We start from the raw sequence: 25,500 nt of genomic DNA on the forward strand, positions 1-25,500 counted from the left end.
CCTATTCCGGCCGATCGGGATGTGTGCCTATGCCAAAGAGAGGGTTGTTAACGATTCTATAAATCCTGGGAGAGGCGCACCATATCATACAGCCTCATACCGTTTTCGTATATCTCCTCCTCATAATGCCGTACAAAAAAATCACGGTCGATGCCGGTCATGCGAAACCCGCATTTCTGATATAAAGCCAGTTGAGACACCCCTGTGCTTCCCGTACCTACCTCAATGGTGGAGAAGCCAAGCTTCCGGGCAGTCTCTACGGCATGGGTCACGAGTTTCTTGCCGATCCCCTGACCGTGCAGGGCTTCTTCCACGGCTACATTGACAAGTTCAGCCGTATCGGGCCTCGTGGGCAGAAGCACGTAAACGCCGACAATGTCATTCTCCTGCTCTGCCACAAAACAGGACCCCCGCTGCAAATAATCCCGAACAAGCCTTTCGGAAGGATCCGCCAGCAGCAGCAGCGGCATGGGAGCGAATTCGTTCTGTTCCAGCTTTCGTATGTTTATCATGATTAACCCCTTATCGCGATATATTGCTCCTGTTACGTTAGGAAGCGGCCGCCATTCGAAAATACAGAGTTTATTGTAACACACAGTTTTGCGAAGTGAAGACGGAATAACGGGCCGGGCTCTCGGTAAAAGAAATAGGCACCGCGGCTCGGGCGCGCGATGCCTATTGGATATTCGGTTCTATTATTTCACTTCAAAATAAGCGGCAATTTCGTCAAGCAGCAGGTTAGCGGCTTTGTAACCTCCCGCCAGATTCCATACTACTTCGCTCACTTTATGGACTTTGTTGTTTTTCGCTACGTTCAGGTTTTTGAAGAGCGGCTCGTTCATCCATTCCTGGGCTGCTTGATCCCCATCCGTGACCCCGGGGTCCTGCTGTACAAAATAGAACATGACATCGCCGTCCATGGCCGGAATGCGTTCTTTAGTCAGTTTCTCCACAAACTCGTTCTTATCCTGGTCAGCCGGGCGGGCGATGCCGAGCTGGTTCAGAAGGACGCCGCTGAAGGTGTCTTTCATATAGGTGCGGACCTCGCCTGCGGTAAAGCGGACAACGGATACTTTTGTTTTTGCTTTCTCGCCAAGCTTGGATTTGACTTCCTCCACGCGTTTGTCGAAGTCGGCGATCGCTTTCTCGCCTTCAGCCTTCTTGTTCACGGCTTCGGCATAAAGCGAAAAATTGATTTTCCAATCCCCTGCCAGATCTTCGGAGAAAACGGTTGGGGCGATCTGTTTCAGTTGATCGTAAATTTTCTCGTGTCTCACTTTATTGCCGATAATAAGATCGGGCTTCAGTCCGGCAATCAGCTCAACATTCGGCTGGGTTTCTTCGCCGACAACCTCCACGCCTTCCATATCCGCCTTGATATGGTCGTACCACGGATCGCCGACCCAGGATTTGACGGCGCCAACCGGCTTAATGCCAACCGTTAGCAGAGCCTCCGTTCCTTCATTCGTAAGTATGACGACCCGCTGCGGCGTGCCTGTCAGCGTTTCGGTACCCATGGCATGCTTGATCGTGCGGGCTTCCCCGGCTGCTGGCGTGCCGTTCGATGTCTTACCGTCATTAGAAGCCGGTGTTTCCGATGTTTTGGAGCCGCAGGCCGACAGGATCAACAGAAGGGCTGACAAGGTCAACACCAACATCCAGGATTTATGGCGAAGCACAGATGATAACATTAATTTCTCCCCTTTTTCTTATTTGGCTGATAATAGGAATCATTATCAATGAAAATATAAGCTAGAGAACTAGGGGTTGTCAATCATTAATTGAAAATGATTCTCATGATCATTGACAGGCCCCAAGAGCACCACTACAATAAAAACTGTTATTTACGCGCTTTAATACGATAACGTCCTTAAGGGAGGATGACATACGCATGGGTTTATTTCAAAGCAGAACCCCACGTGCGTTGGGACTGGCCGTCGGTGCAGTAATATTACTGCTGCTGATGCTGGCTAGCGTGCTGTTCGGTCTGCAACGTTTTACGATCGGGACGCTTCTGGATTCATATATGGGATTTACCGGATCGACGGAACACATGATCATTCGGGATGCGAGGGTACCGCGTACGCTTGTAGGCGCCGTAGTAGGGGCAAGTCTAGCCGTGGCCGGGGCGGTCATGCAGGCGATCACCCGAAATCCGATGGCGTCACCGTCGGTGTTCGGCATCAATTCGGGGGCCGTTCTATTCATCGTCATTGGCATTTCAGCACTCGGAGGAGCCCTGACAATGGACGGGATGATCTGGATCGCCTTTGCCGGGGCGGGCATTACGTCGTTGGTGGTGTTTGTTCTGGGATACAGGGGGCCCGGCGGTTTCGCGCCGATCAAATTGACCCTGGCGGGAGCGGCGATTGCCGCTTTTGCGGCTTCGGTCACGTCCGGGATCATTTTGGTGGATAAAAAGTCGCTCGACCAGGCGATGTTCTGGATGATCGGCTCGGTTGTGGACCGCGATATGGGACATCTCCAGACGGTATTGCCCTACGTAACCGCCGGGTGGGTGATTGCCATGCTGATTTCCCGTTCGCTGAATGTAGCGGCGCTAGGCGACGATATATCGAAAGGATTGGGCATGTCGCTATTTTTTGTCCGTGCCGCGGCATGCGTCTCGGTTGTGCTGCTGGCGGGCGGATCGGTGGCTGTGGCGGGGCCGGTCGCTTTTGTCGGCATTATCGTTCCGCATCTGTGCAGAGCGCTTGTCGGTCAGGACCATCGCTGGCTCATTCCTTACTGTGCGGTGGCCGGCGCGCTGCTGCTTGTCTCCGCCGATCTGGCTTCAAGATTTGTCATCATGCCTAAAGAGGTACCCGTCGGAGTAGCCACGGCATTGCTCGGCGTTCCGTTCTTGATTTACATCGTGCGGAGGAAGAAATATGCTTAAAACATCATCCCCTGGAGGGGTATATCGCAAAAAGTCCCAAAATGCTTTTACTCTGACTGCTCTTGTACTATTGGTTATCCTGCTGGCTCTGGTTAGCATCTCAGTTGGCAGTACCATGATACCGATGGAAGAAGTGCTTGGTTCGCTCTTAGGCATCGGCGATGGAGGAAGCTCGCTTATTGTACTGCAGTTCCGCCTGCCGCGCGTACTTGCCGCCCTGCTTGTGGGTGCAGCACTTGCAGTGGCCGGTGCGCTTCTGCAGGGGGTAATACGAAATCCGTTGGCGGCTCCAGATATGGTCGGCGTGACCGGGGGCGCCTCGGTAGCGGTCGTATCTTTTATGACGCTGTCCGCCGGTACGCATAGCATACATTGGGTGCCGGTCATTGCGGTAGTCGGTGCTTTCGGTGCGGGATTGCTGAATTATGTATTAGCTTGGAAAAAGGGAGTATCGCCATTAAGGCTTGTTCTGATCGGCGTCGGCATTTCGACGGCATTCGGTGCCTTGACGACGTTCCTGCTCATTAGCGGACCTACCCATTTGGCTTCCCAGGTGCTGAACTGGATGACCGGGAGCGTGTACGGTACGGGGTGGAAGCATATTATGGCTTTGGCTCCGTGGGTGGCTCTGTTTATTCCGCTGTCTTTCTTGTCCGCCCGTTCCTTGAATGTGCAAGCCATGGGAGAGGAGGTTGCGACCGGCCTCGGCACACGGGTTCAGCGGGACCGGCTGCTCATTATGCTATGCAGCATCGCGCTGGCCGGCGCAGCGGTAGGGATTGCCGGGACCCTGTCCTTTATCGGTCTGATCGCTCCGCATATGGCCAGACGTTTGGTGGGGCATGCCCATGGCGTGATGCTTCCGGCCTCGGCCTTGATCGGAGCCATCCTGCTCCAACTTGCGGATTTGGCCGGCCGGATGCTGTTCCAGCCGCTGGACATTCCGGCGGGAGTATTTACGGCTGCGATCGGGGCGCCCTTCTTCCTGTACCTGCTGTACAAGAAAATGTAGCCGTCTAACACGTAACTCAAAGACGTTCATGGCCATATCATCGATTATGACGGCAGTAAAGCGCCGGGTTATTTCCTCGGCCAGAGCATTCTGGGCGTGAAGCGTGCCGAACCCGGATGGACGCGGATCCTGGTCGAACCGAAGCCGTGCGGTCTGATTTGGGCCCGCGGCAGCGTTCCTTTGCCGCAAGGCGGACGGGTCGATGTTAGCTGGAGTGTGGAGGGAAACACGATGAACGTTCGCGTCGCCGCGCCTGGCAGCGTCGAGGTTGAGGTGCGCGTGCCGGAAGGAATGCGTGAGTTTGTCACCCTGGCGGGAAACAGAGCAAAGTAACGGGGGATATCGTACAATACATGACATCCTCCGCTTGCATGAAAGAAGCACTTCTTTTGCGGAAGTGCTTCTTTTTTTGTGGGGGAAATGCGGGTGAAAGGGCAGCATCAGATGCCTTTGCCGCCTATGGGCTTCACCTTGGTTGACTCCACTCCGACAATCAAAGGCATGGCAAGTTGAACGGAAGCTTTCGTTTCTTCCTGGGCAAGGGAAGCCTCGTGTGCGTCCGGATTACTCCAAACCTCGGTCACCCATATCGTATCCGGTTCGGTATCGGAGACGTTGACGATATACAGCTCGCAGTCTTTGACCGACTGCGCCGAGGCGGCGGCGTCCAACAGAATTTTCGCCAGATCATCCCGCTTACCGGGTTTGGCAGTGAATTTTACGTACAATCCTAGTTTGCTCATTAAGCTCACCCTTTCGAATCGATTTTTTTTTGACGGTTTTTTTAAATTATTATATTGATTTTTTCGAATCGCGTATTGTAAAAATGCGACAGATAGGGTTGAATAAGGGGGGGCGGCGGATACCTTGGAAAAGGCTTGCCGGTTTACATATTCAGATCAATAGGAGCGTAATGCCATGAATATCGTCGTAAACTTAAACAAAGAGGATTTTTGGAGATTCAACAGATTTGCTTTGTTCCATTTGCCAAAATACAGAAACATGATGCTTGCCGCATTTGTCGGCATTCCCGTGTTGTTCTTTGCGGCATTGAAGCTGACGGGATCGGGCTGGGCCTACTCCATTATTGCGGGGCTGGTCCTCGGGGGGGTATGCGATTTATATTTTGTCTACCGGATCAAGAGCAAAACCATGAAGCTGGTTAAAGACAACGACGGAATTTTGGGCGAGCACCTCGTCGCGATCGACGAAAGAGGCCTGCATGAATCGACGGTCAAAAATCATTCCCGGTATGCATGGAACGGCATTCAGCAGCTTAGAATGGATAAGGACTACCTTTACATTTTCGTGAACAGCCTGCAGGCGGTGATTATTCCGAAGCGGTCTTTTTCCGGTCAAAAGGAAGAATTGGAGTTTGCGGAAGCCGTGGAGCGCTATTCCCGCCAAAAATTCGAATGATGGTGTTGCAGCAATGGTGAGAACCCGTGCATAGGCACGGGTTCTTTCATGCCCAGGGCAGGGCCGGGAGAGGGAACCGACGTCTAAATTAAACGTACGCATGGAGGTTGTTTGGTTTTACCCACCCGGATTTTAAAACGGGATAGTTTAAACTTTTTTTAAACGAGGGGCTTCTCTTCTTTTAACCTTCCGTGTTTACAATAGAGGTATGCTTAATCAAAAAAAGGACAGGTGGACAACGTGCTGAACAGTTATTTGTTTCCGATCTCGTATGCATTTATGGCCTTTCCCGTGGCTGCGCTCATCTGTGCCGTGCCGATCTTGGTGCTGCAGTACCGCAGACACGGTTATTTCAATAAATTCAGGGGACTTCTTCTTTATTTATTCTTGCTGTACATGATGAATGCTCTCTTCCTCGTCCTGCTGCCGCTGCCGGCCTCGCGCCATAATACGCCCATGAGCGTATCTTCATATATGCAGTGGATACCGCTGAACTTTATTCGCGACATTATGGCAGAGACTGCCGTTGTTTGGTCTGAGCCCTCAACGTATGTACGTCTGATCAAAGAGAGGGCTTTTTTGCAGGTCGTATTTAACGTCTTTCTGGTGGTGCCGTTCGGCATGTTTATGCGTTATTATTTCCGGCTCGGCTGGTTGAAGTGCTTGTTGGCCTCATTCGGATTGTCTTTGTTTTTTGAAGTGACCCAAGTGACGGGAATTTACGGTATTTATGACTATCCCTACCGGCTGTTCGATGTGGACGATCTGCTATTGAACACGACGGGAGGGATGATCGGGGCCGTGTTGTCAGAGTGGCTGTTAAGGCATGTGCCGTGGATGGGGCGCCGTCTCAATCCGGAAGTCGATTTATCCCAAAAGCGTGTCAGCTACACCCGGCGAGCGATTGCCTTTGCGGCGGATTGGATGGTTCTGAGTCCACTTTTGGCGGTCATGGCGGCTATGGATGTTTGGGGGGCTTATTTTTTGGTCACGGCCGTTTATTTCATGGTGGTCCCGTATCTGGCCCATGGCAAAACGCTTGGAAAATCGCTGGTACGCATTCGTCTGGTCGGACAAGGAGAACGATTGCGCCTGCGGGAGATCGCTATCCGGAACGGGCTGCTGTATTGGGTGTGGGGCGGAATCCACGTTATCATGGCGGCGGTTGCGTTTCCCGGCATTCTCCAGCTGATGTATGTTTTTGGGGTGCTGCTGGTTGACGCTTTTGTTTTTATGCATGTGGCGATCTGTCTGTTAAATCGTAACAAGACCCTCCTCCATGAGGAAAAAAGCGGGACCCGCCATGTAATTGCGTAACCTGCCAGGTATATCAGCGTGACTGAACGTCTATGGACAACACAATATTCCAAGCCATTACATTGCTTTATTTGTTACAATATGGGAAGTAGGGAGGGGGTTAGGATGAAAACTAAAATTTTGTCCATTTCGGCTGTTGTATTCGGCTTGCTTCTTCTGTCCATTCACCATCTGGGATATTCGTTCGGAGACGATTTGTTTCGCTGGGCAGGCATCCCCCCATGGACGGATATAGGCCGCAAGACGGGGCTTCATCTGCCGGTTGTAGCCGCTATGGTGCTGCTGATCTTTGGCATTCGCGGCATCGTCAAGATCTATAAGCCTGTGTATCCGAAAATCCTGAGCAGGACGCTTCTGGTCTGCGCAGTTTTCATCTTTTATTTTTCCGTTTCTGTCGGCACAGACGCTTTATCTGATGAAATACAACTCGACCGGGATTTCATCGGTGGACTATTCCACGAAAGACAGCCGCTGCAGCTATCAATCCGAAGGAAAGAAAGTAAAGGCCATGTGCAGCCTCAATATCTATAACTACGGCAAGGAGGAGCGGATCAACATCCGGCCTTTGGATATTGACAGCTATACCCCGGTTGTATACGAACCGCAGTCCGTTTCCGTATCCCCCCGTTCGCAGACGCTGCTGGGAACTGTTTTTTATGGGGAACTGCAGGAAGGATCCGGCGTCCAAGGATGGAGTTCAGCGATAGGTGTCGAAATTGAAGTGGGTGGGGTGACCAAAAGGTACGAGTAAACGGACATGATGCTGGTTGTTGCCGCGGTATACAAAAAATTAAAGGGGATCCGACCATTGATAGGCACTTTCCCATCGATAGTGAAAGCTTATGTAGTAGCAAATGCCGTAAAATATATCGCTAAAGGAGCACATGAAGAGCATGAAACCGATACGTAACTCGGCCAAGGCCGTAATCATACAAAACAAGCGGATTCTTTTGACCAAAAACGCAGACCGCGACGGATTCTTCTACCTTTTTCCCGGGGGCGGGCAGGAGAAATACGAGGAATTGAAGGATACGCTTGTCCGGGAGTGTGTCGAGGAGATCGGGTGTGACGTCCAGGTAAAAGATATTATGTTTATCCGCGAGTATATCGGCAGAAACCATCAGTTCGCCGAATGGGATGCGGACGTGCACCAGATGGAGTTTTATTTTGAATGCGAAATGGAGCCCAAAGAAGCCGTCTCTAACGGTTGTAATCCGGATCAAGCCCAGGTCGGCGTAGAATGGATTGAGCTGTCTCGATTGAACGAGATCCGGGTATATCCGGATTCATTGGTTAAGCCGTTGATGGAAGGAATCCGGGCCCCGCGCTATTTGGGAGATACCAATTAAAAGGTAAAGGGTAGAAATCAACCTGTTCAGGAAAATTACTGGTTCCCCGAGGGAGCCAATGCCAGCAACAAAGACATGAACAAAGGGGTAGTACTTAGGAGGTGCTTAACATGGACCAATGGGAATACAAGACGGTGAAATATCAGACCGGCGGTTTTTTGGGCGGCAAGGTGAACGAAGACGAGTTGAACGAGCTTTTGAATAGTTACGGCTACGAGGGCTGGGAACTCGTGTCCTGCTTCGATACGAGTCAAAATCAGGGGCAGTCCAGGGATGTTATCGCCATATTCAAGCGTCGTGCCTTTTTGGGAGGGTAAATCTCAAACCGATTAAGGAGGAATCCAATATGATTATTCGGGAGACGGATGAAGCTTTTGTCATGACGACGCAGGACGACCACGGCCGGTTTTCCGGAGAAGTGGCGCAGGGATTTCGGGATGATATCCTGCCGGAGGGGGTGTACCGGGAGGGCTGCCTCCTGGGGATCCGGGAGCACGACCGGTGCTGGATTCGTCTTGATGCAGAGCCGGTTTGGAACGATGCGGACGGGGTGCCTTTTACCTTTATCGATTACCCGGTACGGCCAAAGCTGCTCTTGTATCAGATTGGACTGGCGGAGATCGAAAGCATGAGCAAATATGCTGCGCTGTTGTGCAGCATGCATTTCGGGTCATTTTTCAAAAATGATCCTGATTCCCTGTCCGATCCGGAACGTGCGTTTTATCAAGGCGAGTTAAAGCGCCAGGAACGGCTGTTTGAGGAGCTGGGTCATCCGGATGAGCAGATGGCGAGCAGGCATTTTCAGCTGCTGCAGCTGTGCGACGACATCTCTTTGTACGTGTGCATGAACCGGGAGGGCGCGTCCAAAGCGGAGGAGCATCCCTGGTTCCGACACGGCTTTAAAAGCTTGATTGACGGACAGCGTTATATGGCGGAGTGGTCCGGTTCGAGGGACATTCGCATCACGCCCTTTCCGTTTGTGTCGGAATGGAGCGTTGTCATGAGAAGCAAACATGTTTCAAAACGGCGGATTACCGAGGCCGGTATCAACCGGGCTTATCAGGAAAGCGACTGGATCGATTTGAAGGTGACGTTTGTTCGGTAAGGAACGGGGGAGGGGAATCCATGACACCATACCGGGGATCGCAGCATTATGATCAGGAGGACTTTTTGAAGAATTATTTAGAGCTCCGAAAATGGACGGAAAACGCCAATGATACGCTGGAAAAACCGATTATCGAGGAGCTGGCGGGCGATGTGCGGGGCAAGTCCGTTCTGGATCTCGGCTGCGGAACGGCTTCCTACGGGAAAGAGCTTCTAGATCGGGGAGTGCTCCAGTATACCGGGCTAGAGGGCTCTGCAAACATGGTAGCGCTTTCCCTGGACATGCTGAAGAATTGCCCGGCAGGTCACGTGATCCATACATCGCTTGAAGAGTGGAGCTCTAGGGACGAATCATACGATATGGCTGTGTCTAGGCTGGTTATGCATTACGTAGAAGATATCGAACCCCTGTTCAACAAGATATATGCGTCTCTGAAAGCTGGCGGAAGCTTTGTGTTCTCGGTTGAACATCCGGTGCTCACCTCGTCTTACGGGCTGCCAAAGCCGTCTGGTTTAAAACAGGATTGGGTGGTGGACCGTTACTTTGAGACGGGTGCCCGGGAACAGGAGTGGCTGGGCCGTATAGTGATGAAATTTCACCGGACGGTTGAGGATTATTTTTTGGCGCTCCATAAGGCCGGGTTTATGGTGGAGCAGGTCAGGGAATCGAAACCGGACCCGAAACATTTCGAGAACATGGAGACGTACGAGCGGAGAAAACGAATTCCGTTATTTTTGATCATGAAAGGCTCTAAAAGGAAGGCTTAATCATGAAACTCGCTGAGGCATTGGTATTAGGTAAAATAAGGTGAACCCATTGTTTAAGCGGTGATATCTCAATCCATGCAAGGGGGCTTTTCGATTCCGTCATGACCCGATCACAGCAAAGGTTATTGTGGAGCATCGTTGTCCTGCTTCTGCTTACGTCCGCATTAACAGGACTGGTTGATCTGTTTACGTTCCGTTTGCGCTGGAACGGTCATTTATCCGGCAACGGCAATCCGGGACTTTTCTTTGTATTCCTACTTATTCCTCTGTATGCGGTGCTGTTGTTTTTGACTGGACTGGCATCCCGCCGTTTTTTTCGGGAAAAAATGAAAGGCGGATCGTTTTCGATTGGATCCTTCCTGTTTCTCATCGTGACGACGGCGATTCTGTCGCTGCTTGCCTACGGATACTATCATCTCATTTTCAACGGGCTCAGGGGAGGACCGGATCAACCCGACAGCGCGATCTTCGCCTGGGGACGCTGGAACCAGTATACCAACACGGCGTTCATCAATATGATTACATACAGTCTTGGACTGGTCTGTTCCATGATCCTGGGATATGCATCTGCGTTTATAACAAGAAGAGGGCGGGAATAAGGATTGAAATATATAAAAAGCAGGCAACGTCATCCACTGACATCGCCTGCTTCCGGTAAGTCAAATTGTATTTCAATTCGGGTTCCTTGATGAAGCTTGCTGAAAACTTTAATTTTTCCCTCATGTGCTCTAACGATATCACGGGTAATAGCCATGCCAAGCCCTGAGCCTTTATGCAGCTCACCCGTATTGGTGCCGCGGTAATAGCGGTCGAAGATTCGCTCAACCTCTTCCTGCCGGATTCCTTTTCCGTTATCCTCGATACGTATGCAGACGGCATTCCCGCTTTTCTCCACGCCTACCCGGATCTCAACGAATTCATCATTGTGGACGATCGCATTGTAAATCAAATTGCTGATCGCCCGGCGGATCAGAATTTCGTCCACGTTGATTTTGATCATCTCGTCACTGCATTGAAAATCAATATTCCGGTTGGAGTAGCGCGAGTCATTCAGGGTGTCAATGACCGTATTTCGAACGAGACCCACGATATTCGCGCTCTTCTTGTTGAGCGTTAATTCTTTATTTTTCAAGCGGGCGGACAGATTCAAGTCTTCAATGAGATCCTTTAGATAGAGTGACTTTCGTTCAATGATTTCTGCATAGTCCCGCATTTCTTCCGCAGAAAACTGATAATCCTTGTCTTTCATCATTTCGGCATAACCCTGAATGGAAGCCAGAGGCGTCTTGATGTCATGCGAGATGTTGCTGATCCATTCTTCCTTCATCCGGTCCAGCTTTTTCCGTTCCATCTCGTTTGCTTTAAGCTCCCGGGACAGCAAATTAAAATGATTAAATACATCTTTATAAACGCCCTTGGACTCATAATGGCGATGGTAATTTTTATGGGCCAACTGCTTGATGCCATCGATTAAAACATGCAGCGGCTTTGTCAGCCGCTTGCTGAAGATGTACCCCACAAGCAACGCGATCAGGCAGTCCACAAAGATCAGGATCAGGCTGCCGATCTTAAGCGCATTCAGGGCATATCGAATATCGAAGTTATATACGCCGCGTTCCAAATAGGGATTCGCGAAGCCCATAAAATAACTGTAGCGATAATCGGGCCCTTTTTTTTCGCCAATAAAAACCATCGTTGACGCATCCACTTCTTGGTATTTGTACATTTGGACGATATCGATCGGAGAGTATTTAGACTTTACTCCTTTCGGAACGCCAAAGCCGTATACCTGACGGCCGTCCTCATCCAAGACCTGAATCCATGCCTTATTCCGCTTGAGTATTTCCTTACCACTGCCGGAAATTCCGATATTTGTCCCGGAGACGACGATTTGATCTTGGAAAGCACGGGTGATGGACTGCGGGGAGGTTTCCTCGAATTCAGCCGGATCGCCTGTACCTATCGATTTCTGGATATACAACCCGATAAGGACCGTTATATTCATAATGATGACGATAATGACAATGATAACAATCGATATCAGGTAACGCCCGGTCAGCCTCCACTTCATCCCTTACCCTTCCTTTACGGCAAGCTTATATCCCAACCCCTTCACCGTGACCAGATACCTTGGGTGGGAGGGATTCTCTTCAATTTTTTCGCGAAGCCTTCGGATATGCACCATCACCGTGTTGTCATACCCGAAAAATTCCTCGCCCCACACCTGATCGTACAAATTTTCTTTGCTGATAATTTGATTCGGATGTTTCATCAAATGAGTGAGCAGGCCCAGCTCTTTCGGCTTTAAGTCGATAATGCTGCCGTTTTTTTTTGAATTCCATTTTCTGCTCATTCAGTTCGAACGGCCCGGCCTTAAGGGTATTTTCCATATTCTCCTCGTCTTGAGGGAAATCGGTTCTTCTAAAACGGGCTTTAATCCGGTAAGCGACTTCTTTTGGACTAAAGGGCTTGGTGATATAGTCGTCGCCGCCAATGGCAAACCCTAAAATTTTATCGATTTCTTCCGACTTGGCGGATAAAAAGAAGATAGGCACATTGGACACGCTGCGTATTTTTTTGCATACGTCATAACCTTCCCCATCCGGAAGCATGATGTCCAGGATCACGATATCCGGCTGCCTATTCTGAAACTCAAGCCAGGCTGCTTCCGCCGTGGATGCCGTATATACCCGCTGTATCCCCTCCTTGACCAGCACGGTTTTAAGGAGTCGTACTATATCTTCCTCATCGTCTACAATAAGTACCTTTTGATTGAGCGCCATCGTAGTAATAACCTCCTTGCCGAGGACTGACATCCCGATGATGTTACACAACTGATCCTATGGCTATATAACCGGTTGCTATTATTCATCTGATCAGCCCTGTACAAGTTTATTATACTATCATATTATCTTTACCTGCTCGCAGCCCGATGGTATTACTCTTCTCCAAACAAGCTCGAAATCGGGTTAACAACCTTTTTGTCTGATACGATGGTACCCGTCTTGTCCATCACATAATATTGATAGAAGTTTGCTGTGAAATTGGTTGCGCTTAAGGCTTGGGCCATAAACGTCTGGAAAAAGTCGTCATTTAAGGGCTCTGCGTTCCAAAAGAAATGAAGCAATAAGCGGTTCTGGTTATGCGGATGCTTTATGACATAGGCTCCGGCGGCATTCTTTTTATTCATCATACTTTTCCATGGGAATCCGGTATTCTTGGAACGTTGCATTATGCCCGGTTTCAACGCTTGGATCAACCCGTTGGATTTTGCATTGCCGATCACGATCAAATTACTGTGAGCCAGATCTTTTTTTCATTTTCTTTTTTAACATCTGGCGCTCGGTAATGATTTCAGGTTTAATTCCAGAGAACTGCAGGATATCCGCCAACTGTTCGACGATGATTTTCTGCTGCTTATCTGCTTCTTTGCTTACCGGATCGCTCACAACAATAGCCAGCGGTTCACCCTGCAGCGCTTTATCCATAATCCGGCTCATCGTTTCAAACGGAAGATCAGGGATTTGAGCCAGGGAAGAGTGGTAGAGCTCTTTGAATTGCTCGCGGAAATAGGCTGTTTTCTCTTCCTCAGACAGACGGTATTCCGGGTTTAAAACAAAATTCGGGCGAAACAGAGCTTTGTCCATCATATCGCGGGTTTCTTTTCCAAGGACATCTTCAATCGTCTCCAAAAGTCCCTTGATCGATGCATTTTTGAACTTGTACCGCTCGAAATATTCTTTCATGAAAGCATCAAATTTTTCTTCGCCAACGGAACGGTACAATTGGTAAATGGCCTGTCGGCCTTTGCCGTAAAATACCGGATTTGCGTTATCGCCTACCTCGTCGTTAGTCGATGCTATAGCCGTTTCGAAAGAGGATTCATCAACTTGAATGGATTTGAATCCATTGGCTGCATTTCCCTGCTTTTCGACGTAGTACATCATTGAGAAATCTGCAAAACCTTCATCCAGGAAGGACTCTTTCTCCGAATTGTTGCCGATGATGGCGTGGAACCACTGATGCGCGATTTCATGAATAAACGTCGTATCCTCTGCCGGCTCCGCATTGACCCGGATCTGGCCCATTTGAATCAACCGGGAAAATTCGACGGCCACTCCTTCCACGTATGACTCCACGATGCGGAATTCGGGGTAAGGGTATTTGCCATACTTGGCATTAAAGAATTGGATTACTTTAAAGGCCTGATCAACATATTGATCTACGATTTTTTCCTTGCCGGGCATATTGTCCAGGTAATAATATTCGACCGTTAGACCATCTCTCGTCACGCTGTGAATCTTAAAGTTAGGACTGGCGAAAAAAAACGAACTCCCGTGTATTGTTGGCGACCGTGGATACGATTTTACGGCCGTCTTCCGCATCTGCTTGTATTGTCACGGTACCCGGCATCGAAATCTGATAAGCATCCGGAACATTGATATGAACCTCGTAGTCAGAGGAAGCATAATAATCGGTTTCAAAGGTTTCGCTATAAGGCGTCTTATTCCATTGATGCTTGGATTCATCATAGACGGACATTACCGGAAACCAATGCGCGCCGTTGATCATGTCTTTGTAGTACGACAAGCGCTGGGAGCCGTAGGGCAGCTTCACTTCGAATTTAACCTGGACGGTTACCGATTCCCCTGGTTTAATCCCTTGCTTCAGTTGAACGGTCAAAGCCTGCTTTTCATTCGTAAATGACAGGGCTTGTCCGTTATTCGTCACCTTTTGAATGTCGATCCCGCCAAGAAAGATTTCCGGCTTCAGCTTCGGGTTATCTTCTTGAATCTTTTCGTTCGTTCTCTTGAACAGGCTGGACTGGGTGGATTTGGAGCGGTTGGCATCGGCAAAAGTATGAAATACCAAATCGTTCACCGTATCGTTTGAAGTATTCCGGTAGGTAACGGTTTCCTCTCCTTGGATGTGCATCTTCTTCTCGTCCAGCCGGGCATGGATTTGATATTGAATTGGAGTGTTCGCTTCGGCATGGTCTACAGACAGCGAGGTTGCCATAGAAGGTTCCGCCAGAGCACTCCCAGCGCTGATAGCACTCATTGCCGGAAAAGCAGCCAGAGTGAAAGCAAGCGAAAATGTAATAGCCTTCTTGGATGTGGTGCTCCATTTGTTATGGTTCATATATGATTCTCTCCCTTGGGTAGTATAAGATGAATAAACGAATAAGGTCATTGCATTTTTTTCAGATGGATGTCTTTATGGCTGCCCGATTTGTTCCAGCTTCTGTTTGGCAAGCCCCGGTATTTCGTTTGCTTGCACTTCTTTGTAAGACCTTACGATATTGTCTCGTACGTATACGCACAGATAAGCTTGTTGCCGCAGTTCCTTGATCGCCGTAAACGTCAAGGCCTGCTCCTTCCCGTCCTTATCAAAGCCTGGCAAGGCATACTCATAAGTCGTATAGATCTCGCCGGAATCGGATTTGCTTTCCAATCGCTTGCCTTCCGTAATTTGCACATAATATTCATCGGCACCGATCCGGTTAAGATTGACGTTTTGAATAAACAGAACGCCTCCGATAAGAATGACTAGAATGATTGATATGAAAATAATCGTTTTTTTTCATTTTTTTGCTCCTATACATCGTTTATGATTTGAAATTGGTTACGATTTTGCAGTACGCATTTACGGTCAGGAAGTAATAGATAAGATAAATGCATATATATATCCCCATGCAAATGATTACAGGCACGACGAGGTTGGTCAGCATCAATCCGGATAGTGCATATAAAGCTACGGTACAGTGGGCAATCCCGGCCATAAGCGGCATGGCAAACACGAACATGACCTGTTTAGCGACGGACTTTCGGATTTCGCTTTTTTTCACGCCAATTTTATATAAAATCAGATACCGGGATTTGTCGGAGTTGGCTTCGGTCAATTGCTTGAAATAAATGATGCTGCCCGTCGCAACGAGAAAGACCAGGCCGAGGAACCCGCCCATAAAAATGATCAGGCCGGATGCTTCCATCCCTCGGGCATAATCGCTGTAAAAGCTCGTAAACTTTGCCTCTTCCGGCATCATTCTTTCCAGTGCCTCCGTTAATGTCTTGGCTTTGTCCTGGTTGGTGATGCCGTAAGCCTCAATATTCTTCATGTTCGCATTGGGCTTCAGCTTCGCAAACAGTTCATCGCTGACCACGATGGTGGAATATACGGTGGCCTGGTTCAGAACGTTATATTTTTTCAGTTCAATAAATTCGATTTCTGCGCTGGCGCCGTTAGCGTTCAGCGTGATGGACGTATCCACATACTCGGGTGTCAATCCCTTCAAGTACATTGAATCGAGTGCAACGGCTTCTTCAGCCTTTAAGCTCAATGGATCTCGTCCCTGCCGTTTGGCCAATCGGTTGAAATCGCGATTGGACAAAACGGTAAAAGTTTGTTCCAGCCGACGTTCGTTCTTATACAGTCCGGATGAATCGGCATCGGCCTCAAGCAGGGACAGGGATTCATGGTATAGAATTTCATGCTCCGGATGCTCCCGAATCGTTTGGCTGACCTGAGCGCTTACCTTGCTGTTGATATTCATAAACATCATGCTGTTTGGATTGAATTGAGAAGTTGAGCTTCGATTGTTGTAATACAGGCTGTAAGCAGCCCCCACAGCGGTTAGCGTCGTGGCGCTAAGCACGGCGATGATCGTTAACGTACGGGCATTCCCTTTAATCCGATAAAGGAGCTGGGATGTCCCAATGATGTTAAGGCCCTTCCAGTAGCTTTTTTTTATTTTTTCTGGACAGCTTGAGCATAGTGACGGTTAAAGTATTGAACAGCAGATAGGTTCCGAAAATAACGGTACCCAGGATGACGAGCGGTGTCATCATGAAACCGAGCGCCGCCCAAACTTTCGAGTTCACGGGGTTTTGCAGCGCAAGCCAGTATCCGAAACCTACAAGGATCAGGGATAATGCTGCGATCGGCAGGGAAGACTTCGGTTCCTTCTCGTGCTGCTGATCCGCATGAAACAACTCGATTAATTTGAAGCGGTAGATCAGCCGGTAGCCTTGAAATGAAGTAATGAGCGTAATGATCATGAATACAACGAAGGTGTTGATGACCGCAGCAAGCGAAATGGAAAAGCCGGCTATGACATCGTAACCCATCATCTTCATCAGGATGGCGACGAAGAACCGGCTCAGCACAGAACCTAGCGCGATGCCCACGATAAGTGCCAGCACGCCCATCAGGAAATTTTCATAAAACAACATCCGGCCGATCTGCTTTTTGCGCACGCCGAGCAAAGAATACAGGCCGACTTCCTTTTTGCGTTTCCTTGTGAAAAAGGAATTGGAATACCAGATAAAAATGGCTACGAATATGATGAGAACAACCGATGCGCCGCTGAAAGCGGAGCTGATTTTAGATGAGCTTTCTGATGCCGATTGCATCGTGTTGTCGTATTTCAACGATACAAACGTAAAGTAAATCACAATACTAAAGATCATGGATGCAAAATATAGAAAATAGTTGGTGAAATTTTTGCGGATATTTTTACTGGCGATGTTAAACAACGTCATGCTGCCCACCTCCGAGTAATGCCAGTACCTCCAGGATCTCTTGGAAAAAATCTTTGCGTGTCAAATGCTGCTTATGAAGCTCCTTAAAGAGCCGGCCGTCGTTTATAAAGATGACACGTTTGCAGTAGCTGGCAGCATACGCATCATGGGTAACCATCATAATGGTCGATTGGTTCGAATCATTGAGCTTGTTCAAACTTTCCAGCAGGCTGGTTGCCGATTTCGAATCCAGCGCTCCGGTCGGTTCATCCGCCAGAATCAGGCTGGGATTGGTCACAATGGCCCTCGAAGCAGCCGTCCGCTGTTTTTGTCCGCCGGAAATATGATACGGGTATTTATCGAGAATTGGGCGAATGCCGAACGTGTCGGCAATTTGATTGACCCGGACCTCGATTTCCGCCGGAGGCACCTTGGATAATGCCAGCGGAAGGAGGATGTTTTCTTTCACGGTCAGCGTATCGAGCAGGTTGTAATCCTGAAAAATAAAGCCTAGCTTGTTCCGGCGGAAATCCGAAAGTTTTTTCTCATTCAGGGTCAGGATATTTTGACCGTCAATCGTGATCTCGCCGGATGTAGGCGTGTCTATGGTAGAGAAGATGTTCAGGAGCGTGGACTTTCCCGCACCGGACGGTCCCATGATGCCGACAAACTCACCTTCTTTAATTTCCAGATTAATTTCCTGTAGTGCCGTATATGAATTTCCTTGGGTACCGAACGTTTTTGTTTACATGGATCGCTTGCAAAATGGTTTTCATAAGATGATCTCCTTGATAAGATGGGTTGGAATACAAACGTAATCATAACGGCCGCACCTTACAGGATTTTAATCCGAACCTTAAATAATCCTTAACATTCAAACAGGACCCCAGTGGCAAGATAACGCTGCCTGTGGCTGATCCCGTGATATTTAGGCTTCGGGAATAACTTCATCCATTCCAACCCATATTATGAGTAAACTTGTGATAAAGGAGACTCAAAACCATTATGCAGATCATCGAAGTCATGACCAGACAAGTACAAACCTGTCAAACCAACGATCCGGTAGAAAAAGCGGCAAGAATTATGGAGAGTAGCGATGTTGGATCGGTGCCGGTTGTCGATCAGGACGGCCGGCTTACGGGGATTATGACGGACCGGGATATCGTGCTGCGCGGCGTGGCCAAAAACAAGGATTTAAGAATGACGACTTGCGGGGAGTTAATGACCGGCGAGGTTAAATGCTGCGAGCCCCACACGGAAATTCATGAGGCCGCAAACATGCTGGCACAGCATCAGATCAGACGCCTGCCGGTCGTAGATAATCAAGGCCGCTTGGTCGGCATTTGCGCCATCGGCGATCTGGCCGTGCGCGATATTTACATTAATGAATCGGGTGAAGCCCTGAGCCGGATTTCCAGGGGAGCAGGGACGCTTCAATAATATAGTGATAACGTTAAAAACCCGCATGCTCTGCCATTGTTCTAAGGCAGGAAACATGCGGGTTTTCTTGTTATACCGTTTTTTTCAGATAGTCAACCCATTCCTCGTACAGCTCTGATTCGGAGCAATGAAGAACTCCCTGAAAATCGGACGGATTTCGAATCAGTTAACATGGTGGAATCTCCTCTTGACCTTACAACTCATTAGACACCGGAAAAAGGAAAAAGCCACAGGTGATAAAAGTTTTTTATGAGCTTTTCCGAGTTTCCGGCGTTTCAGAACTTGGTCAAGCAAAAACCGCCCGAAGCCAAAACGCTCGGGCGGTTTCACGTTTAAATCCATCCTTTTTCCTGAGCCAGGGAAATGGCCTCAATCCGGTTCTTGGCCTCAAGCTTATTGAAGGCCTCGGACATGTAGTTGCGCACCGTTCCGTAGGACAGGTGCAGAACGGAGGCGATTTCGCTGGAGCTCTTGCCCTCGGCCGCAAGGCGCAGGATCTCGCGCTCCCGCTCGGTCAGCGGGTTGGCCTCCCTCACGGTGCCGAACACAAGCTCCGGCGATACCTCACGCCGGCCTTCCATGACCCGCCGGATCGCTTCGGCCAGCCGGTCGCTCGGCTCGTCCTTCAGCAGGTAGCCCTGAACGCCCGCTTGAACGGCCCGCTCGAAATACCCCGGGCGGGCAAAGGTCGTCAGGATGATCACCCGGCACGGGAGCTGCTGGGTTTGCAGAGCCTCCGCGACCTCAAGCCCGCTCATCACCGGCATTTCGATGTCGAGCAGACAGACGTCAGGTTTCAGCCGTGCGATTTGATCCAACGCTTCCCTCCCGTCGCCGGCTTGACCCACGACCTGAATATCCTCTTCAAAATCAAGCAGCAGGGCCAGCGCTCCCCGAAGCATTCGCTGGTCCTCCGCAATCAATACCGAGATGCTCATCCGGCTTCACACCCCTTATGGTTCGTAATCACGATTGGGACGAACACCGTGAGTTGGGTGCCGTCCCGAGCTGTCATCTTCATCGTCCCGCCAACCAGAGCGAGGCGTTCGCCCATGCCTTTCAACCCGTTCTTCTCTTTCGCGGCTTGGCTATCGGTGCCGTTCGAAACCCCGATTCCGTCATCTTTGACCGACAGCCGCCACTCGCTTTCCGTTTGCTCGAAACCAATATGGCACTTGGACGCCCTGCTGTGCTTCACCACATTGGTTACGGCTTCCCGAAGGCACAGGCTCAGAATGTTATGGGCGGTATCGGGGATACCCTCGAATCTCGGATTGCCTTCGTGAGTCAATTCAATGCCGGCACTTTCCAGGATGATCCGGGCTTCCCTCAACTCTTCCGCAAGCGTAGCGGTCCTCATATCCGACACCAGCTCGCGTACCTGGCGAAGCGCCGCCCGGGACGTGTTCTGAATCTCGCGTGCTTCCGCCCTGGCCTGGTCCGCGTTGACGCCGACCAGCTTCTCCACGAGCTGGCTTTTCAGCGTAATCAGCGACAGCGTATGTCCGAGCGTATCGTGAAGGTCCCTTGCAATCCGCATCCGTTCCTCGCCCTTGATCAAATTGCGGATTTGCTCGTTGGCATGGGCCAGCTCCCGTTCCAGCTTTTGCTGCCGGTTCATGGACCGGATCCCGAAAGGAGAAAGCATCATGATGACGAGGAAGGGGAGGGTGTACAGGAGGCCCGGATTCCACACCTCCTTCAGATGGTAAAGGAGCGGAACCGTTTCGACGAGGAAGAACAGCACCAGGGTCATCCTGAACTTCCGGTCGTCCGAGTACCAGCCGATAAAATTGGCCGTGAAAAAGCCCATGAATAAATAATTGAATCCATACCCCATGCCGAAAGCAAAGATAATGGCCATTTGGAGCAGGAGCCAGTAAAAAAAAGGAGCGTTTTCCCTCCGCAAAATAAAGCTGCCGGTAGGAAATAACGAAAAGGCCAAGCATTATAAATCCGGCATTAAGCTTCCAGCCTTCTTCAAAGGCTAGAAGCTGATAGATCGGCATGCTTAAATAGATGAGCCACATATAAGGGAAAAATCCCAAATGTCGCGGAAATACTTGAAGCTTTCGAAGTTTCATTCACCATCATCCTAACGTGGCTTGCTGTTTTTTTCGGATATAGGTGGATATTACCATAAAGAGCGCCAAATATCCCGCCAAAAGGATGACCGATATCAGTTCGGGCATGTTCCCCCGGATGATTTCCCAGCCTCCGCTTGCAAAATGGTAGGACGGCAGCCACTTCCCGATCGCTTGCAGAAAGGACGGCAGAATTTCCATCGGCATCCACATGCCTCCCATGAGGGCAAGTACCAGGTATGCCCCGTTGCTGACGCCGCTTGCGGTTTCCACGCGTTTCATGGAGCCGACCAGCGTGCCGACCGCCATGAACGGCAGCGAGGCCAGCATAATCCAGAGGCCGCTGGCGATCCACTGCCATGCCGGCAGCTGCACGCCGTTAATGAGGTACCCGGCCGTAAAAATGACGATAATGGACAGCAGGTGCATGACGGACTGGCCGAACATTTTTCCGAAGAAATAAATGCTTTCCGGCAGCGGAGTCACTCTCATGTAGACCGACCAGCCCAGCGTACGTTCCTGCACAAGCCGGATTCCGAGTGACATGATGGCGGAACCCATTACGCTGAACGTGGTCATGGATATCAGGTAGTGTGCCTGCCATAACACGGCGTCGGGAGCTCCGGTATTGACGACGCGAGTGAAGATGAAATAGAACATGATCGGCATGGCCAGGGACCAGAAGATAAAATAGGGATTCCGTATTATGCGAAGCAGTTCCATCTTACATTGCAGTACAGCAAGTTTTCCTTTCATGGCTAGACGGCCTCCTCTTGTTTATGGGTCAGCTGCTCGAATGCTTCATCTAGGCTGCCATGTTCAATTCGCACGTCACGTACGGGCAATTCCTCACGGAAAATGAAGGAGAGCGCTTGATCGGTGTTCTCCGTAACGAGATGCAGACGCCCTTCCTGTTCGTACACGTCCGTGACGCCCGCAAGCGCATCAAGCCGCTCGCGGACCAGATTTTGGGCCGTTTCGGCAACAAAGGATATGGAACGCCGCGTCAGCCTGGACTTGATTTCCTCCGGCGTGCCGTCAGCGACGACCCGGCCATCCTTGAAGAGCACGATCCTGTCCGCAATATCGTCCGCTTCTTGCAGATAGTGGGTCGTGAACAGAATGGTCTTGCCTTTGTCCGCAAGACTCCGGACGGTTTTCCAAAACAGACGCCGCGATGTGGTGTCCAGTCCTACAGTGGGCTCGTCGAAAAACAGCAGCTCGGGATTTCCGGCCAAGGCGAGCGCAAAGCTGAGCTTGCGCTTTTGTCCGCCTGACATTTTGGTGGCCCGTTTGCCCAGTTCCTCCTCCGTGAGCCCCGTCAATTTCATCAACTCCGTCATTTCCATCGGATGCGGATAATATCCCCGGATCAGTTGGATGATCTCGCGTGCCTTCAGGCTGTCCATTACGCTGACCTCCTGCAGCATCGCGCCTATTTTTTCCTTCACCTGCCGGTCCTTCGGGCTTCGTCCGAATAGCTTGACGTCTCCCTCTGTCGGGTCAATGAGCCCGAGTATCATGGACAAGGCCGTTGTCTTGCCGGCTCCGTTCGGGCCGAGAATGGCCGTTATGCTCCCTTTTTGAATCGCAAGCGAGATATGATCAACCGCTTTTTTCGCGCCGTATGTCTTGGTAACCTGCCCAAGCTCCACAACCGTTTCGCATACATGTTCCACCAAACTTAGCACCTCCGCCGTTTCTTTGATTTCATCATACCGCGGGGAATATAAACGGATTAGTAAAGGTTGTCATCAAATTGAGATGACAATTGTCATGCCTAGCATGAAATGCCGGGAGGCGGCGCAAAATAGCAAAAGAACCTGGTCCCAAAACGCCGGACAAATCGGAAAAGAACGTTTATGCCAAGGCAAATGGTGTAAATAACATATAGAAAACGAACCATTGTCCGGTGTATATCTCGGTATATCACCGGGCATTTTTCTAGGAGGCGAAAGCGAAGAATGTATGAGGATCTGAAGGGAAAGTCCGTAGTGGTCACGGGTGCCTCCTCGGGGATCGGCAGGGCCATTGCCTTACGTTTTGGAAGGGAACAAGCCCAGGTTATCATCAATTACAATAGCAATCCCGATCCCATTGACGTTATGGTCAGGGAGATAGAGTCCTATGGAGGCCGCGCGGTCGGGGTACAGGCCGACGTGTCCAAGGAGGAAGATGTAAAGTCGTTGATCCGCGCAGCCCACGATCATTTCGGCTCGCTGGACATCATGGTCAATAATGCGGGAATTGAGAATGAAGCGCCGTCCGAGCAGCTGTCATTGGAGGATTGGCGCAAAGTGCTCGACGTAAATCTTACCGGGGCGTTTCTTGGTTCCCGGGAAGCCATCGATTACATGCTTGAGCATGGAATCAAAGGCTCGGTCATCAACATGTCAAGCGTGCATGAAGTGATCCCGTGGCCGCATTTTGTCCATTATGCCGCCAGCAAGGGCGGGATGAAGCTGATGACCGAGACGCTGGCGCTGGAATTCGCGCCGAAGGGCATCCGGGTGAACAATATCGGACCTGGTGCAATATATACCCCTATCAACCGGGAGAAGTTTGATGATCCCAAGACCCGTGAAAGCGTAGAGGCCATGATTCCCATGGGATACATCGGCAAACCGGAGGAGATTGCGGCGGTAGCGGCTTGGCTTGCTTCTACCGAATCCAGCTATGTCACGGGCATTACGCTTTTTGCGGACGGCGGGATGACGAAATACCCTTCCTTCCAGGGAGGACGGGGCTGACAACACTTACGGCAGGAAAGGAGCAGACCGGTGAAAAAAGAGTGGTGGAAAGAAAGCGTAGTGTATCAGATTTACCCGATCAGCTTCAAGGACTCCGACGGCGACGGCGTCGGGGATCTGAGAGGGGTCATTTCCAAACTGGACTATTTGCAATACCTTGGCATCAACGTGATCTGGCTGTGTCCGATCTACAAGTCCCCGGGCCATGACAACGGTTATGATATCAGTGATTATTGCGCCATCGACAGCCGTTACGGCACGATGGAGGATTTCGACGAGCTGCTGGAGGAAGCGCACAAACGGGGCATAAAAAATCATGATGGACCTGGTGTTGAATCATACGTCCGATGAGCATCCGTGGTTTGTGGAATCGCGTTCCTCCACGGATAACCCGAAGCGTGATTTTTATATATGGCGGAAAGGCAAGAACGGTCTGTACCCGAATAACTGGGAATCGTATTTCAGCGGCTCGGTCTGGGAATACGATCCCAAAACCGACGAATTTTACATGCATCTGTACGCCAAGCAGCAGCCCGATCTGAACTGGGAGAACGAGGCGATGGTGGAGGAGCTGTACAAAATGATCCGTTGGTGGCTAGCCAAAGGCGTCGACGGTTTCCGTTTCGACGCGATTGCGCATATCGTCAAGGCGATAGGGCTCCCGGATGCGGACAACCCGGACAACCTGCCGGTCGTCCAGGCTTACCAGCTGTTCTCCAATCTCGAGAAGGTGCATACGCTTCTGAAAAAGCTAAACGAGGAAGTGCTGTTTGAATTCGATATCATGACCGTCGGCGAGACCTCGGGCCTGGGCCCGGAGCAGGCGCTTGATTACGTCGGCGAGGACCGCAACGAACTGGATATGGTGTTCCAATTCGAGCATATGTACCTGGATGCCGCCTCCGGCGGTACGGGAAAGTGGGACATCCGTTCATGGACGCTTCTGGAACTGAAAAAAATCATGAGCAGCTGGCAGACCATTCTGCACGGGAAAGGATGGAACGCCAATTATTTAAGCAATCATGACCAGCCGAGACCCGTTTCGCGTTTCGGGGATGACGGCAAATACCGGGTGGAATCGGCCAAAATGTTGGGAACATTCATGCAGATGCTTCAGGGAACGCCGTACATTTTTCAAGGCGAGGAAATCGGAATGACCAATGTCTCGTTCGATTCCATTGAAGACTACCGCGACGTCGAAACGCTGAACTACTACGAGCAGTCGAGGCTCCGCGGGCAGCCCGAAGAGGCTACGATGAACGCCATCCGCAAAAAAAAGCCGGGACAACGCCCGCACCCCCATGCAGTGGGATGATTCGCCGAATGCCGGCTTTACCGAAGGGGAGCCGTGGATCAAGGTAAACCCTAACTATAAGGACATTAATGTAAAGAAAGCGCTGGCCGATCCGAATTCGATCTTTCATTATTACCGCAAGCTCATTGCGATAAGAAAGGATTGCCAAGCGATCATTTACGGCGATTACAAGCTGCTTCTGCCGCTGCATACGGAAATTTATTCGTTTGTGCGTTCGGTCGAAAACGAGAAACTGCTGGTCATTTTGAATTTTTTTGACAAAACGCCGGAGTTCCATTGGCCCGAGGATCTGCAGACGGATACCAAAAAGCTGATGATTTCGAACTATGAACCCGTCCCGGGCGAGGATGTGTATCATCTGACCCTAAGGCCTTATGAAGCACGGGTATATTTGCTGGAGGGCGATTGCATTAAGCCTGAATGAGGGGTACGGCCGTCACCGTGCAATTGTCATGAAATTCACACATATCGCCGAGAGGCTGTTTCACTCGGCTTCGACAGCTCCGCTCCCAGGCAAAGGGGC

General features: G+C 50.2%; 29 protein-coding genes and 4 pseudogenes. 16 read left to right on the plus strand and 17 right to left on the minus strand.

Translation table 11 applies throughout. The features are described from left to right. Positions 1 to 56: 56 nt before the first annotated feature. Positions 57 to 509, minus strand: coding sequence for a GNAT family N-acetyltransferase (locus tag XI25_RS18370; protein ID WP_046679717.1), 453 nt, complete (start codon positions 507 to 509; stop codon positions 57 to 59). Positions 510 to 695: 186 nt separating this feature from the next. Beyond that, positions 696 to 1,691 (minus strand): ABC transporter substrate-binding protein, encoded by a 996-nt coding sequence (locus XI25_RS18375; protein ID WP_046679662.1) that lies wholly within the window; start codon positions 1,689 to 1,691, stop codon positions 696 to 698. Positions 1,692 to 1,891: 200 nt separating this feature from the next. Between XI25_RS18375 and XI25_RS18380 the strand changes: the two genes are divergently transcribed. The 3 genes from XI25_RS18380 (at position 1,892) to XI25_RS18390 (ending at position 4,244) form a co-directional block, all read left to right on the plus strand. Then, on the plus strand, positions 1,892 to 2,899 hold the full coding sequence (locus tag XI25_RS18380; protein ID WP_046679663.1) for a FecCD family ABC transporter permease: 1,008 nt from the start codon (positions 1,892 to 1,894) through the stop codon (positions 2,897 to 2,899). Beyond that, a complete protein-coding gene (locus XI25_RS18385) occupies positions 2,892 to 3,911 on the plus strand; it encodes a FecCD family ABC transporter permease (RefSeq protein ID WP_046679664.1) in 1,020 nt (339 codons plus the stop codon). The genes XI25_RS18380 and XI25_RS18385 overlap by 8 nt, the downstream gene beginning before the upstream one ends. Positions 3,912 to 4,007: 96 nt before the next feature. Beyond that, a complete protein-coding gene (locus XI25_RS18390; RefSeq protein WP_046679665.1) occupies positions 4,008 to 4,244 on the plus strand; it encodes an alpha-L-rhamnosidase C-terminal domain-containing protein in 237 nt (78 codons plus the stop codon). A gap of 107 nt (positions 4,245 to 4,351) precedes the next feature. Here the strand turns inward: XI25_RS18390 and XI25_RS18395 are convergent, their stop codons facing one another. Then, positions 4,352 to 4,654 carry a putative quinol monooxygenase gene (locus XI25_RS18395; RefSeq protein ID WP_046679666.1) on the minus strand — a complete coding sequence of 101 codons (303 nt, stop codon included), beginning with the start codon at positions 4,652 to 4,654 and terminating at the stop codon, positions 4,352 to 4,354. Between the two features lie 175 nt (positions 4,655 to 4,829). Here XI25_RS18395 and XI25_RS18400 point away from each other — a divergent pair, with 175 nt between their 5' ends. The 10 genes from XI25_RS18400 (at position 4,830) to XI25_RS18435 (ending at position 10,467) form a co-directional block, all read left to right on the plus strand. Beyond that, positions 4,830 to 5,330, plus strand: a complete 501-nt coding sequence (locus tag XI25_RS18400; RefSeq protein ID WP_046679667.1) for a YcxB family protein — start codon at positions 4,830 to 4,832, stop codon at positions 5,328 to 5,330. Between the two features lie 240 nt (positions 5,331 to 5,570). After that, positions 5,571 to 6,647, plus strand: coding sequence for a VanZ family protein (locus XI25_RS18405; protein WP_046679668.1), 1,077 nt, complete (start codon positions 5,571 to 5,573; stop codon positions 6,645 to 6,647). Between the two features lie 105 nt (positions 6,648 to 6,752). After that, on the plus strand, positions 6,753 to 7,178 hold the full coding sequence (locus XI25_RS31465; RefSeq protein WP_052759672.1) for a hypothetical protein: 426 nt from the start codon (positions 6,753 to 6,755) through the stop codon (positions 7,176 to 7,178). Then, positions 7,156 to 7,398 (plus strand): hypothetical protein, encoded by a 243-nt coding sequence (locus XI25_RS31470; protein WP_052759673.1) that lies wholly within the window; start codon positions 7,156 to 7,158, stop codon positions 7,396 to 7,398. Before XI25_RS31465 ends, XI25_RS31470 begins: the two co-directional genes overlap by 23 nt. A gap of 6 nt (positions 7,399 to 7,404) precedes the next feature. Continuing rightward, positions 7,405 to 7,557: a hypothetical protein gene (locus XI25_RS33425; protein WP_160308934.1), complete on the plus strand. Its 153-nt coding sequence runs from the start codon at positions 7,405 to 7,407 to the stop codon at positions 7,555 to 7,557. Then, on the plus strand, positions 7,541 to 7,996 hold the full coding sequence (locus tag XI25_RS18415) for an NUDIX domain-containing protein (protein ID WP_046679669.1): 456 nt from the start codon (positions 7,541 to 7,543) through the stop codon (positions 7,994 to 7,996). Before XI25_RS33425 ends, XI25_RS18415 begins: the two co-directional genes overlap by 17 nt. Before the next feature lie 110 nt (positions 7,997 to 8,106). Next, positions 8,107 to 8,313: a DUF4177 domain-containing protein gene (locus XI25_RS18420; RefSeq protein WP_046679670.1), complete on the plus strand. Its 207-nt coding sequence runs from the start codon at positions 8,107 to 8,109 to the stop codon at positions 8,311 to 8,313. A gap of 29 nt (positions 8,314 to 8,342) precedes the next feature. Then, positions 8,343 to 9,101, plus strand: coding sequence for a DUF3891 family protein (locus XI25_RS18425; protein WP_046679671.1), 759 nt, complete (start codon positions 8,343 to 8,345; stop codon positions 9,099 to 9,101). Between the two features lie 20 nt (positions 9,102 to 9,121). After that, positions 9,122 to 9,868 (plus strand): class I SAM-dependent DNA methyltransferase, encoded by a 747-nt coding sequence (locus XI25_RS18430; protein ID WP_046679672.1) that lies wholly within the window; start codon positions 9,122 to 9,124, stop codon positions 9,866 to 9,868. Between the two features lie 101 nt (positions 9,869 to 9,969). Then, complete coding sequence (locus XI25_RS18435; RefSeq protein ID WP_046679673.1) at positions 9,970 to 10,467, plus strand: hypothetical protein; 498 nt, start codon at positions 9,970 to 9,972, stop codon at positions 10,465 to 10,467. Between the two features lie 29 nt (positions 10,468 to 10,496). Here the strand turns inward: XI25_RS18435 and XI25_RS18440 are convergent, their stop codons facing one another. The 9 genes and pseudogenes from XI25_RS18440 to XI25_RS18465 all read right to left on the minus strand — a co-directional run bounded on the left by XI25_RS18440 (position 10,497) and on the right by XI25_RS18465 (position 18,164). After that, positions 10,497 to 11,939 carry a sensor histidine kinase gene (locus XI25_RS18440; RefSeq protein WP_046679674.1) on the minus strand — a complete coding sequence of 481 codons (1,443 nt, stop codon included), beginning with the start codon at positions 11,937 to 11,939 and terminating at the stop codon, positions 10,497 to 10,499. Positions 11,940 to 11,942: 3 nt separating this feature from the next. Further along, positions 11,943 to 12,651 (minus strand): annotated as a pseudogene (locus tag XI25_RS18445) (response regulator transcription factor). A gap of 155 nt (positions 12,652 to 12,806) precedes the next feature. Further along, positions 12,807 to 13,061, minus strand: a complete 255-nt coding sequence (locus XI25_RS34970) for a hypothetical protein (protein WP_235439976.1) — start codon at positions 13,059 to 13,061, stop codon at positions 12,807 to 12,809. Positions 13,062 to 13,161: 100 nt separating this feature from the next. Further along, entirely contained in the window at positions 13,162 to 14,160 is a 999-nt protein-coding gene (locus XI25_RS34975; RefSeq protein WP_235439977.1) for a M1 family aminopeptidase, read from the minus strand. A gap of 16 nt (positions 14,161 to 14,176) precedes the next feature. Beyond that, positions 14,177 to 15,010, minus strand: a complete 834-nt coding sequence (locus XI25_RS34980) for a hypothetical protein (RefSeq protein ID WP_235439978.1) — start codon at positions 15,008 to 15,010, stop codon at positions 14,177 to 14,179. 75 nt (positions 15,011 to 15,085) lie between these two features. Then, positions 15,086 to 15,442 (minus strand): YxeA family protein, encoded by a 357-nt coding sequence (locus XI25_RS18455; RefSeq protein ID WP_082112427.1) that lies wholly within the window; start codon positions 15,440 to 15,442, stop codon positions 15,086 to 15,088. 34 nt (positions 15,443 to 15,476) lie between these two features. Further along, positions 15,477 to 16,421, minus strand: a complete 945-nt coding sequence (locus XI25_RS36380; RefSeq protein ID WP_327204813.1) for an FtsX-like permease family protein — start codon at positions 16,419 to 16,421, stop codon at positions 15,477 to 15,479. Positions 16,422 to 16,590: 169 nt separating this feature from the next. Beyond that, the gene (locus tag XI25_RS36385; protein WP_327204814.1) at positions 16,591 to 17,409 is read right to left on the minus strand and encodes an ABC transporter permease; all 819 of its coding nucleotides are present in this window, start codon (positions 17,407 to 17,409) and stop codon (positions 16,591 to 16,593) included. Next, positions 17,396 to 18,164, minus strand: a pseudogene (locus XI25_RS18465) (ABC transporter ATP-binding protein). Before XI25_RS18465 ends, XI25_RS36385 begins: the two are co-directional and overlap by 14 nt. Positions 18,165 to 18,393: 229 nt before the next feature. Between XI25_RS18465 and XI25_RS18470 the strand changes: the two are divergent. Next, positions 18,394 to 18,828, plus strand: coding sequence for a CBS domain-containing protein (locus XI25_RS18470; protein ID WP_046679676.1), 435 nt, complete (start codon positions 18,394 to 18,396; stop codon positions 18,826 to 18,828). Positions 18,829 to 19,160: 332 nt separating this feature from the next. On the opposite strand, the gene XI25_RS18475 is transcribed toward XI25_RS18470, so the two are convergent. From XI25_RS18475 to XI25_RS18490, 5 genes and pseudogenes are all read right to left on the minus strand, one after another. After that, positions 19,161 to 19,766: a response regulator transcription factor gene (locus XI25_RS18475; protein WP_046679677.1), complete on the minus strand. Its 606-nt coding sequence runs from the start codon at positions 19,764 to 19,766 to the stop codon at positions 19,161 to 19,163. Then, positions 19,763 to 20,692, minus strand: coding sequence for a sensor histidine kinase (locus tag XI25_RS18480; RefSeq protein WP_442950414.1), 930 nt, complete (start codon positions 20,690 to 20,692; stop codon positions 19,763 to 19,765). Before XI25_RS18480 ends, XI25_RS18475 begins: the two co-directional genes overlap by 4 nt. A 79-nt stretch (positions 20,693 to 20,771) precedes the next feature. Continuing rightward, positions 20,772 to 20,912, minus strand: a pseudogene (locus tag XI25_RS36950) (sensor histidine kinase); the annotation flags it as partial. A gap of 6 nt (positions 20,913 to 20,918) precedes the next feature. After that, positions 20,919 to 21,668 (minus strand): ABC transporter permease, encoded by a 750-nt coding sequence (locus tag XI25_RS18485; RefSeq protein WP_046679678.1) that lies wholly within the window; start codon positions 21,666 to 21,668, stop codon positions 20,919 to 20,921. Between the two features lie 2 nt (positions 21,669 to 21,670). Next, positions 21,671 to 22,594 (minus strand): ABC transporter ATP-binding protein, encoded by a 924-nt coding sequence (locus tag XI25_RS18490; protein WP_046679679.1) that lies wholly within the window; start codon positions 22,592 to 22,594, stop codon positions 21,671 to 21,673. A 282-nt stretch (positions 22,595 to 22,876) separates the two neighbouring features. On the opposite strand from XI25_RS18490, the gene XI25_RS18495 reads away from it, so the two are divergent. Continuing rightward, complete coding sequence (locus XI25_RS18495; protein ID WP_046679680.1) at positions 22,877 to 23,662, plus strand: glucose-1-dehydrogenase; 786 nt, start codon at positions 22,877 to 22,879, stop codon at positions 23,660 to 23,662. A 30-nt stretch (positions 23,663 to 23,692) separates the two neighbouring features. Continuing rightward, positions 23,693 to 25,401: pseudogene (locus tag XI25_RS18500) on the plus strand (glycoside hydrolase family 13 protein). Positions 25,402 to 25,500 lie beyond the last annotated feature (99 nt).

This window comes from Paenibacillus sp. DMB20 (genome assembly GCF_000987955.1).
Classification (GTDB): domain Bacteria; phylum Bacillota; class Bacilli; order Paenibacillales; family Paenibacillaceae; genus Paenibacillus_AQ.

What these genes read in the sequence shown, in the direction of transcription:
- XI25_RS18425 (WP_046679671.1), top strand. Translation starts at nt 8,343, where the DNA reads ATGATTATTCGGGAGACGGATGAAGCTTTTGTCATGACGACGCAGGAC.
- XI25_RS18470 (WP_046679676.1), top strand. Translation starts at nt 18,394, where the DNA reads ATGCAGATCATCGAAGTCATGACCAGACAAGTACAAACCTGTCAAACC.
- XI25_RS18420 (WP_046679670.1), top strand. Translation starts at nt 8,107, where the DNA reads ATGGACCAATGGGAATACAAGACGGTGAAATATCAGACCGGCGGTTTT.
- XI25_RS18415 (WP_046679669.1), top strand. Translation starts at nt 7,541, where the DNA reads ATGAAACCGATACGTAACTCGGCCAAGGCCGTAATCATACAAAACAAG.
- XI25_RS36380 (WP_327204813.1), bottom strand. Translation starts at nt 16,421, where the DNA reads ATGAATATCAACAGCAAGGTAAGCGCTCAGGTCAGCCAAACGATTCGG.
- XI25_RS31465 (WP_052759672.1), top strand. Translation starts at nt 6,753, where the DNA reads ATGAAAACTAAAATTTTGTCCATTTCGGCTGTTGTATTCGGCTTGCTT.
- XI25_RS18430 (WP_046679672.1), top strand. Translation starts at nt 9,122, where the DNA reads ATGACACCATACCGGGGATCGCAGCATTATGATCAGGAGGACTTTTTG.
- XI25_RS34980 (WP_235439978.1), bottom strand. Translation starts at nt 15,010, where the DNA reads ATGAACCATAACAAATGGAGCACCACATCCAAGAAGGCTATTACATTT.
- XI25_RS18400 (WP_046679667.1), top strand. Translation starts at nt 4,830, where the DNA reads ATGAATATCGTCGTAAACTTAAACAAAGAGGATTTTTGGAGATTCAAC.
- XI25_RS18440 (WP_046679674.1), bottom strand. Translation starts at nt 11,939, where the DNA reads ATGAAGTGGAGGCTGACCGGGCGTTACCTGATATCGATTGTTATCATT.
- XI25_RS18435 (WP_046679673.1), top strand. Translation starts at nt 9,970, where the DNA reads ATGACCCGATCACAGCAAAGGTTATTGTGGAGCATCGTTGTCCTGCTT.
- XI25_RS36385 (WP_327204814.1), bottom strand. Translation starts at nt 17,409, where the DNA reads ATGACGTTGTTTAACATCGCCAGTAAAAATATCCGCAAAAATTTCACC.
- XI25_RS18375 (WP_046679662.1), bottom strand. Translation starts at nt 1,691, where the DNA reads ATGTTATCATCTGTGCTTCGCCATAAATCCTGGATGTTGGTGTTGACC.
- XI25_RS18475 (WP_046679677.1), bottom strand. Translation starts at nt 19,766, where the DNA reads ATGAGCATCTCGGTATTGATTGCGGAGGACCAGCGAATGCTTCGGGGA.
- XI25_RS18395 (WP_046679666.1), bottom strand. Translation starts at nt 4,654, where the DNA reads ATGAGCAAACTAGGATTGTACGTAAAATTCACTGCCAAACCCGGTAAG.
- XI25_RS18480 (WP_442950414.1), bottom strand. Translation starts at nt 20,692, where the DNA reads ATGGCCATTATCTTTGCTTTCGGCATGGGGTATGGATTCAATTATTTA.
- XI25_RS33425 (WP_160308934.1), top strand. Translation starts at nt 7,405, where the DNA reads ATGATGCTGGTTGTTGCCGCGGTATACAAAAAATTAAAGGGGATCCGA.
- XI25_RS18495 (WP_046679680.1), top strand. Translation starts at nt 22,877, where the DNA reads ATGTATGAGGATCTGAAGGGAAAGTCCGTAGTGGTCACGGGTGCCTCC.
- XI25_RS18385 (WP_046679664.1), top strand. Translation starts at nt 2,892, where the DNA reads ATGCTTAAAACATCATCCCCTGGAGGGGTATATCGCAAAAAGTCCCAA.
- XI25_RS31470 (WP_052759673.1), top strand. Translation starts at nt 7,156, where the DNA reads ATGTGCAGCCTCAATATCTATAACTACGGCAAGGAGGAGCGGATCAAC.
- XI25_RS18380 (WP_046679663.1), top strand. Translation starts at nt 1,892, where the DNA reads ATGGGTTTATTTCAAAGCAGAACCCCACGTGCGTTGGGACTGGCCGTC.
- XI25_RS18485 (WP_046679678.1), bottom strand. Translation starts at nt 21,668, where the DNA reads ATGAAAGGAAAACTTGCTGTACTGCAATGTAAGATGGAACTGCTTCGC.
- XI25_RS34970 (WP_235439976.1), bottom strand. Translation starts at nt 13,061, where the DNA reads ATGATGAATAAAAAGAATGCCGCCGGAGCCTATGTCATAAAGCATCCG.